7 protein-coding genes are annotated in these 8,207 nt (G+C 70.9%); 5 read left to right on the top strand and 2 right to left on the bottom strand.

The annotated features are described in order from the left end of the window. Window positions 1–30: 30 nt before the first annotated feature. The 3 genes from HZZ10_RS18680 (at window position 31) to HZZ10_RS18670 (ending at window position 4,026) form a co-directional block, all read left to right on the top strand. Window positions 31–1,038 (top strand): putative F420-0 ABC transporter permease subunit, encoded by a 1,008-nt coding sequence (locus HZZ10_RS18680; protein ID WP_179914665.1) that lies wholly within the window; start codon window positions 31–33, stop codon window positions 1,036–1,038. A 113-nt stretch (window positions 1,039–1,151) separates the two neighbouring features. Next, window positions 1,152–1,982, top strand: a complete 831-nt coding sequence (locus HZZ10_RS18675; RefSeq protein WP_228087821.1) for a putative F420-0 ABC transporter ATP-binding protein — start codon at window positions 1,152–1,154, stop codon at window positions 1,980–1,982. Between the two features lie 292 nt (window positions 1,983–2,274). Then, on the top strand, window positions 2,275–4,026 hold the full coding sequence (locus tag HZZ10_RS18670) for an HNH endonuclease signature motif containing protein (RefSeq protein WP_179914663.1): 1,752 nt from the start codon (window positions 2,275–2,277) through the stop codon (window positions 4,024–4,026). Window positions 4,027–4,290: 264 nt separating this feature from the next. On the opposite strand, the gene HZZ10_RS18665 is transcribed toward HZZ10_RS18670, so the two are convergent. Further along, window positions 4,291–5,355, bottom strand: coding sequence for a glutathione S-transferase family protein (locus tag HZZ10_RS18665; protein WP_056129885.1), 1,065 nt, complete (start codon window positions 5,353–5,355; stop codon window positions 4,291–4,293). 109 nt (window positions 5,356–5,464) lie between these two features. Here HZZ10_RS18665 and HZZ10_RS18660 point away from each other — a divergent pair, with 109 nt between their 5' ends. Beyond that, window positions 5,465–6,043 carry an HhH-GPD-type base excision DNA repair protein gene (locus HZZ10_RS18660; RefSeq protein WP_179914661.1) on the top strand — a complete coding sequence of 193 codons (579 nt, stop codon included), beginning with the start codon at window positions 5,465–5,467 and terminating at the stop codon, window positions 6,041–6,043. 217 nt (window positions 6,044–6,260) lie between these two features. Further along, on the top strand, window positions 6,261–7,319 hold the full coding sequence (cofD, locus tag HZZ10_RS18655) for a 2-phospho-L-lactate transferase (RefSeq protein WP_179914660.1): 1,059 nt from the start codon (window positions 6,261–6,263) through the stop codon (window positions 7,317–7,319). Between the two features lie 171 nt (window positions 7,320–7,490). Here the strand turns inward: cofD and HZZ10_RS18650 are convergent, their stop codons facing one another. Beyond that, the gene (locus HZZ10_RS18650; RefSeq protein WP_228087820.1) at window positions 7,491–7,916 is read right to left on the bottom strand and encodes a MerR family transcriptional regulator; all 426 of its coding nucleotides are present in this window, start codon (window positions 7,914–7,916) and stop codon (window positions 7,491–7,493) included. Window positions 7,917–8,207 lie beyond the last annotated feature (291 nt).

Below are 8,207 nucleotides of genomic sequence, written 5' to 3'. Positions count from 1 at the left end.
CCCAGGTCCCGTCCCCGGGCCCTCCCCTGGCTGACCGGCGCCACCACTGTGCTCGTGGCGACCGTGCTCCTCGCCGTGACGATCGGCTCGGCCGATCTCGGCGTCGGCGAGGTGTGGCGATCCGTCGCCTGGCACCTGACCCGCGGGCTCGGCCTCGACCACCTGGCCGGCGTCGAGCCGCTGAGCGTCCTGCGGGACGGGATCGTGTGGCAGCTACGGCTCCCCAGGGTGCTCACGGCCGCGGCCGTCGGCGCAGGCCTCGCGCTCTGCGGTGTCGTCATGCAGTCCCTCACCCGCAACCCGCTCGCCGACCCCTATCTGCTCGGGCTGTCCTCGGGCGCGTCCCTCGGCGCGGTCTTGGTCCTCGTGCTCGGTCTGGGCCTGCTGCTGCCTGTCGCGGCCTTCGCGGGGGCTGTGCTCGCGCTCGCCGCAGCCCTCGGGCTCGCCGGGGCGCTCGGCGCGATCACGCCGACGCGGACCGTCTTGTCGGGCCTCGCAGTCAGCCAGCTCTGCGCGGCGGCGACGTCCTTCGTCATCTTCTGGTCCGCGACGGGCGACTCCTACCGGGAGATCTTGTCGTGGCTCATGGGCTCGGTCGCCGGCGCCACGTGGGGATCGGTCGCGATCGCGGGGATCGCCGTGCTCGTCCTCGGGTCGCTCTTGGCGCTGTCGGGGTCGGTCCTGGACGCCTTCACCTTCGGCGACTCCTCGGCGGCGGCGCTCGGGATCTCGGTCGAGCGGACCAGGTGGCTGCTGCTCGTCGGCGTCGCGCTGCTCACGGGGGCGCTCGTGTCGGTCTCGGGGGCTGTCGGCTTCGTCGGGCTGATCCTGCCGCACGCCGTGCGCTTGCTCACCGGGGCGCGGCACAGGCTGCTGCTGCCGCTCTCCGCGCTGACGGGAGCGTCGTTCCTCGTGTGGGCCGACACGCTCGCGCGGACGGTCTTCGCCCCGCGGGAGGTGCCTGTCGGGATCATCACGGCGGCTGTCGGCGCCCCGGTGTTCGCCGCGCTGCTGTGGCGTGGGCGGAGGCTCGCGTGACACGGGCGCCGGTGCGGGGTCCTGGAGCCGGGAGGCGCGGTCCTGGAGCCGCGAGGGGCGGGCCTGATGCCGCGAGGGGCGGGCCTGGTGCAGCGGGGCGCGAGCCTCGTGGCATGGGGCTCGAGTCTGGTACCGCAGTCCGCGAGTCTGGTACCGCAGTCCGCGAGCCTCGGGGGCTCAGCGCCTCGAGGATGACGTGGTCCGTCGACGGCCGGACGATCGTCGACGGCGTCGACTGCACGGCTCCCGTCGGGGCGCTGACCGGTCTGGTGGGTCCGAACGGGTCCGGCAAGTCGACCCTCCTGCGCCTGCTGACCGGTGTGCTCGGAGCCGATGCTGGCGAGGTCGGCTTCGGTGGCGTAGACCTCCTGGGCCTCAGGCGTCGGGAGCGCGCGCGGCAGCTGGCCGTGGTCGAGCAGGACGCCTCGGCCGAGCTCCCGCTCACCGTGCTCGATGCTGTGCTGCTGGGTCGGATCCCGCACCGTTCGCTGCTGGCAGGTGACAGCGCCACCGACCACGCCATCGCCGACGACGCTCTGGCGCGCACCAGGATGACGGCCTTCGCGGACCGGGCCCTCGCCTCCTTGTCCGGGGGCGAGCGACAGCGTGTGCACATGGCCCGGGCACTCGCTCAGCAGCCTCGTCTCCTCCTGCTCGACGAGCCCACCAACCATCTCGACATCAGCGCGCAGCTCGAGACGGTCGCGCTGCTCCGCGAGCTTGCCGACGAAGGCGTCACCGTGCTCGCGGCACTGCACGACCTGACGCTCGCGGCGAGCGTCTGCGACCACGTGGTGGTCCTCGCCGGAGGTCGGGTCGTGGCTGCTGGGCCTGTCGAGGAGGTGCTCGTGCCTGAGGTGCTCGACGAGGTGTACGGCGTCCGGTGCACGGTGCTGACCCACCCGGAGACGGGGAGACCTGTGCTGTCCTTCGCACTGGTCTGAGGGACGGCGGGTCGGGAGAGCATCGTCGGCGCGTGTCAGTGGTGATCCGTAGAATTGCGACATGTCGACGGAACTGCTGATACCTCACGAAGCGCACGGTGCTGTTCGCGCCATGCCGTCAGGTCTCGCATCGCTGGCGTCTTCTCCCTTGCTCCCATCACCTACCTCGCCAGCATCTCTAGTGCCTCCTTCCGCGCCCGACGCGTCCCTTGTGTCGCTCGAGTCGCTCGAGTCGCTCGAGTCGCTCGAGTCGCTCGAGCCCGACGATACGGGGGCTGAGGACATCGACTCGATGACCCTCGCTCAGGTAAACGATCGCCAGAGCGAGCTGGTCGACGCGGTCGTGGCGGGGTTCGCCGAGGTTGCCGCTGCACAGGCTCGGTGCGCTGAGCGGGTCGAGGCGCTGCGCCGCTGGTCTCGCGACGCTGCCGACGCAGCCGCCCGGCGCCGGGGCCTGGAGCACGCCAGCGGCCTGGACCGCGGTCTGGCCGAGCGGTCGGTGACCGCCGAGCTCGCCTGCGCGCTGCGCCTGCCCGAGAGGTCGGCGTCCGCGCTGCTCGTCGAGTCGCAGTCCCTGGTCCACGAGCACCCCGCGACGATGACCGCCCTGCGTTCGGGCGAGGTCTCCTACAGGCACGCCCTCGCAGTGCTCGACGCGACCACAGGTCTGGACGAGACATCGGTCCTCGAGCTGGACGCGATCTTGGCAGACAGGGCTCGCAGCACCACGGTCTCCCGGCTCAAGCGCGTCGCCCGGCGCGAGCATGAGCACCGCGACCCCCGCCCGATGTCGGTTCGCCACCGGCTCGCCGCCCAGGACCGCCACGTCGAGCTGCAACCGTGCGAGGACGGCATGGCGTGGTTGCACCACCTGCTGCCCGCAGTCCAGGCCACGGCGATCTTCCACCGCCTCACCGACATCGCCGCCGCGGTCCAAGGCCACGACGATCCTCGCACCCTGGCGCAGCTGCGCGCCGACGCCAGCATCGACCTGCTGCTCGACGACGACGCCCGCGCGGTGCTCGCGGCCTCGACCGCCGACGCCGAGCTGCCCGCACCGCACATCCCCTCGGCGGGCCCTTCAAGCCCCGAGGGAGGCGGCAGGTCCGGGGCGACCGACCGTCAACCTCTCCGCCTCAGCGCTACCCGCACCCACTCCCGCAGGACGAGTGGGCCCGGGAACGAGGCTGCGAGCGGGCACAGGAACGGGACGGCGAGCGAGGACGGGAACGACGCCGAGGATGCGGGCGCAGCTGTCCTGACCACCACCACAGGCGACGACGGACCCGCTCACTCGATCGCGGGCGTCGCCGACCGCGTCTCCCTCGGGGACATCAAGCCCCAGGTCGCCGTCACCGTCCCCGTCATGACTCTCCTCGGCCACTCCGACGAGCCTGGCGACCTCGCCGGCCACGGACCTATCGACGCCGACACCGCCCGCCGTCTGGCAGCCCAGGCGCCTAGCTTCCTGAGGATCCTCACCCACCCCGAGACAGGCACCGTCTTGTCCGTGGGGCGCGACCGCTACGCCGTACCGGCAGACCTCAGGTCCTGGCTCCGGCTCCGCGACGAGACCTGCCGATTCCCCGGATGCTCACGCCGAGCTCAACGCTGCGACATCGACCATGTGACGGACTGGGCCCACGGAGGAGCTACCGACCACCACAACCTCATCCACCTGTGCCGGAAGCACCACCGGTTGAAGCACACCACCGGCTGGACCGTCAGCACCGAGTCCCCCGGCAGGGTCGGTCACGGGGACGAGTGCGCCCGCCCTCAGCCCGAGCGTCCCCTCGCCCTCGCCATGGACCGACGTGCCTCCAGCTCTCAGTACCGGACCGACGCTGAGAGCATCACCAGCCCTGAGGTCGGCGGCGAGTCCACACGTCACGCAGCATCGCGGACCAGCGCTGACGTCGTGTACTGGACCACGCCGTCAGGACGCACGTATCTCGACCGCGCCGCCGGAGAGATCTCACGCGTTCACGGCCGGAGGCGCGACGAACGTGGCGTCGCGACCGCTGATCACGGCCCGGCCCCCTAGTCCGACGAGCCGCCGTTCTGACCCGGAGCGCTCGAGAGGACCACTGCGCCGGGCATGCTGGTCGCAGTCACGACGACCCCCGGGTGTCGCGACCATCGCGCCCGGCACTCCAGGTCCGACGTGCAGCCGACCAGCCCCGCAGGGGACGCAGAGGACTCAGCCGCGCCTCGCCGCGCCTCCGCAGTGTTCAGCCGCGCACCGCCCGGCAGTCTCCAGCCGCGCACCGCCCCGCAGACTTGAGCCGCGCACCGCCCCCAGCGATATTCAGCCGCGCATCGCCTCCGCGGAGTGCTGAGGGTCGACCTCCTCGCCGGGACGGACCGGGCCGGGCGCGGTGCCGTCGCCGAAGGGGCGACCGCCGAGCGCGGCACGGTCGTGCGGCGCGAGCCACCCGCTGAGGTCCGGCCCCTTGGGCACGATGCTCGTCGGGTTGATGTCGGTGTGCACCACGTAGTAGTGCTGCTTGATGTGCTCGAAGTCGATCGTGTCGCCGAAGCCTGGCGTCTGGAAGAGGTCGCGGGCGTAGTCCCACAGCACAGGCATCTCGGTGAGCTTCGAGCGGTTGCACTTGAAGTGCCCGTGGTAGACGGCGTCGAAGCGGACCAGCGTGGTGAAGAGCCGCACGTCGGCTTCGGTGATCGTGTCGCCGACGAGGTAACGCTGCGTCGACAGGCGCTCCGACAGCCAGTCGAGGCGGTCGAAGAGCCTGTCGTAGGCCTTGTCGTACGCCTCCTGCGATCCCGCGAAACCGCACCTGTACACACCGTTGTTGACGTCCTTGAAAACCGCGAGCGCGACCTCGTCGATCTCGGCCCGCAGCGCCTCGGGGTAGAGGTCCGGCGCGCCCTCGCGGTGGTGCGCGGTCCACTCGGTCGACATGTCGAGGGTCATCTGCGCGTAGTCGTTCGTCACCACCTGGCCAGTCGTCTCGTCGACGAAGGCCGGGACCGTGATGCCGCGCTCGTAGTCGGGGAACCGTGCGAAGAACGCGTCCTGCAGGCGCGGGATCCCCAGGACCGGGTCGACGCCGCCCGGGTCGAGGTCGAAGGTCCAGGAGCGGGCGTCGTGCGTGGGGCCTGCGACGCCCATGGAGATGGCGTCTTCGAGCCCCAGGAGCCTGCGGACGATGATCGCGCGGTTGGCCCACGGGCACGCCCTCGACACGACGAGCCTGTAGCGGCCGGCCTCGACCGGGTAGCCGTCGCGGCCGTCGGCGGTGATCCGGGTCGCGATGTAGCGCGCGTCGCGGGTGAACTCGGTGCCGGGGGTCACGTAGGAGCCCGCCGTGCTCTGGTCGTCTGCGGTCGTGGGGTTCGCATCGTCAGCCATAGTGCAATCTTGCATTACTTTGCGGTGCGTGGCAGGACAGCGCAGACAGCGGCCATGCCTGAGACGCCGGCACCGGGCCTCGCGGCACCTCCGGTGCCATGATGGGCAGATGACTCGAGACCTGTGGCTCACCGGTGACCCTGAGGCCGACGCGCTCCTCTCCAGCGACCCATTCGCGCTGCTCGTCGGGATGCTGCTCGACCAGCAGGTCACGATGGAGTCGGCCTTCGCCGGGCCGCAGAAGATCGCCGAGCGGATGGGCGGCCTGAATGTGCGGAAGATCGCCGAGGCCGACCCCGAGGAGTTCTCCGAGCTCTGCGCCACGAAGCCCGCGGTCCACAGGTACCCCGGGTCCATGGCGGGGCGCATCCAGGCTGTCGCCCAGGAGGTCCAGGCGACGTACGGCGGCGACGTGACGCGCCTCTGGACGGACGACGACCCCGACGGCCCGACGGTCTTGCGGCGCCTCAAGTCCCTCCCGGGCTTCGGTGCGCAGAAGGCGTCGATCTTCCTCGCGCTGCTCGGCAAGCAGTACGACGTCGAGCCCGAGGGCTGGCGCGAGGCTGCGGGAGCCTACGGGGACGCCGACGCGCGACGGTCGATCGCCGACGTGACCGACGAGACGAGCCTCGACGAGGTCCGTACGACGAAGAAGGCGATGAAGGCAGCTGCGAAGAAGAAGGACTGACGACGGTTCGCAGCGTGCAGAGCGGTACGCGAAGCGGATGAAAGTCACTGCGAAGATGAGATTCTGGCGACGGCTCGCAGCCGCCGGAGCCCTCCGTGGAGCTGCCGTCGGTACGCGGGACCGGCACCTGTGCCGACGGGACCGGTGAGGAGTACGCGCCGCCCAGCGCCCGCGTGACGTGACTGTACGGCGCCCGTCCTTGACTAGGCTCGTCACCATGAAGATCACTCTCCTCGCCGGCGGCGTCGGTGGCGCCCGCTTCACCCGTGGCCTGCTGCACCTGCTCGCCGAGCGCTACCCAGACGGCGAGGGCGGCACCACGGCCGAGGTGACCGTGGTCGCGAACACGGGTGACGACATGTGGCTGCACGGGGTTCGCGTCTGCCCTGACCTCGACACCGTGATGTACACCCTCGGCGGTGCGATCCACGAAGGCCAGGGCTGGGGTCGTCAGGACGAGTCGAGCCGCGTGTCGGCCGACCTCGCCGCCTACGACCTCGGCTGGGAGTGGTTCACCCTCGGTGACCTCGACCTCGCCACCCACCTGGCACGCACCGAGCTGCTGCGCGCCGGGAAGACCCTCACCGAGGTGACAGCCCACCTGTGCCGCCGCTGGAACCCGGGCGTGACCCTGCTGCCGATGAGCGACCAGCCTGTCGAGACGCACGTCGTGGTCGGCGAGGGCACGCCGGAAGACCCGGAACGGCTCATCCACTTCGAGGAGTGGTGGGTGCGGCACCGTGCCGGGATCCCCGCCCGACGCTTCGAGCAGGTCGGGGTCGACTCCGCGTCGGCGACACCCGAGGTCCTCGACGCGATCATGACGGCCGACCTCGTGCTGCTCCCGCCGTCGAACCCTGTCGTCTCGGTCGGGACGATCTTGGGTGTGCCGCGGATCCGGGAGGCGCTGAACGCCACGCCTGCCCCTGTCGTCGGCATCTCGCCGATCGTCGGCGGCGCCGCGGTCCGCGGGATGGCGGACGCGTGCCTGGCCACCATCGGCGTCGAGACGAGCGCACTGGCTGTCGGACTGCACTACGGCGCGCGTGAAGGCCTCGACAGCGACGACCTCATCGAGGGCGACGGCCAGGCCGAGGCTGCGGCGGGACGAATCGGGGTCATCGACGGGTGGCTCGTCGACGACAGCGACCACGAGGCCGTCTCGGGGCTCGAGGCTGGGGGGATCCGCTCGCGTGCCGTGCCGCTGCTCATGACGGACGACGCGGCGACTGCGCAGATCGCTGCGGCCGCCCTCGACCTCGCCGGGTTCCGCTGAGGCGCGGTCGTCGTGGGGCTGTCAGCCGGTGACCCGTTCTCGTCGATGTCAGCTGCGCTGATCGCCGAGACTGTGGATCGACCGAAGCTCACGCCCGGCCGCCAGCATCAGCGCCCGGCCGCTAGACAGCCCGCAAGCATCAGCGTCCCGCAGCTAGACAGCCCGCAAGCGTCAGCGCCCGGCCGCGGTCACCGCGCCGAGGTACATCGCGATCGCGTCACGGTTCTTCGTGAGGCACTCGATCCGGCTGTCCATCCGGGCGAGCTCTTCCTCGAGGAGGGCCACGGTCTCCGGAGCCACGTCGTCGACGAAGATGCTGTCGGGCCGGTTGAGGCACGGCAGGATCAGATGGATGAGCCGGGTCGACATCCCCGCGCCCAGCAGACCGCGGATGTGCTCGACGCGTGCGACCAGACGCTCGTCGTAGTCGCGGTAACCGTTCGGCTCCCTGCTGGGAGTGATGAGGCCCTGCTCCTCGTAGTAGCGCAGCAGCCGCGGGGTCGTCCCGGTCCGGCAGGCCAGCTCACCGATGCGCACGGTCACCACTCTGCGCTCGGTCACTCCTGTGCGCACCGTCATCCCTGTGCGCACGGTCATCCCTGCGGTCGAGAGGTCGTCGGAGGTCGAGAGGTCGTCGGAGGGCCTCGGTCCCGGGGCGAGAGGAGATCTCCGCGTCAGGCAGTGGTCCTCGGAAGGTCTGAGGTCGTCGCACGATCACGGGGTGCACAACGTCACAGCCAGCAGAGATAGTCCCGGCTTGACCCTGACACTGGTGAGAAGGTCCGACGATCTCTCCTGTGACCACCGAACCGCACGACACCACAGCCCTCGCCCGTCAGACGCGCCCGTCCGACGCTGAGACCCCCGCGATCCGACCCGACCCGACAC

It is taken from the genome of Sanguibacter inulinus, assembly GCF_013415325.1.
Taxonomy (GTDB): domain Bacteria; phylum Actinomycetota; class Actinomycetes; order Actinomycetales; family Cellulomonadaceae; genus Sanguibacter; species Sanguibacter inulinus.
The sequence above is the reverse complement of the archived record's forward strand: the minus strand, read 5'-3'. Positions and strand labels throughout refer to the sequence as shown.

Coding starts and splice junctions, on each gene's coding strand:
- HZZ10_RS18675 (WP_228087821.1), top strand. CDS start 1,152: ATGGGGCTCGAGTCTGGTACCGCAGTCCGCGAGTCTGGTACCGCAGTC.
- HZZ10_RS18670 (WP_179914663.1), top strand. CDS start 2,275: ATGACCCTCGCTCAGGTAAACGATCGCCAGAGCGAGCTGGTCGACGCG.
- HZZ10_RS18665 (WP_056129885.1), bottom strand. CDS start 5,355: ATGGCTGACGATGCGAACCCCACGACCGCAGACGACCAGAGCACGGCG.
- HZZ10_RS18660 (WP_179914661.1), top strand. CDS start 5,465: ATGACTCGAGACCTGTGGCTCACCGGTGACCCTGAGGCCGACGCGCTC.
- cofD (WP_179914660.1), top strand. CDS start 6,261: ATGAAGATCACTCTCCTCGCCGGCGGCGTCGGTGGCGCCCGCTTCACC.
- HZZ10_RS18650 (WP_228087820.1), bottom strand. CDS start 7,916: ATGACCGTGCGCACAGGGATGACGGTGCGCACAGGAGTGACCGAGCGC.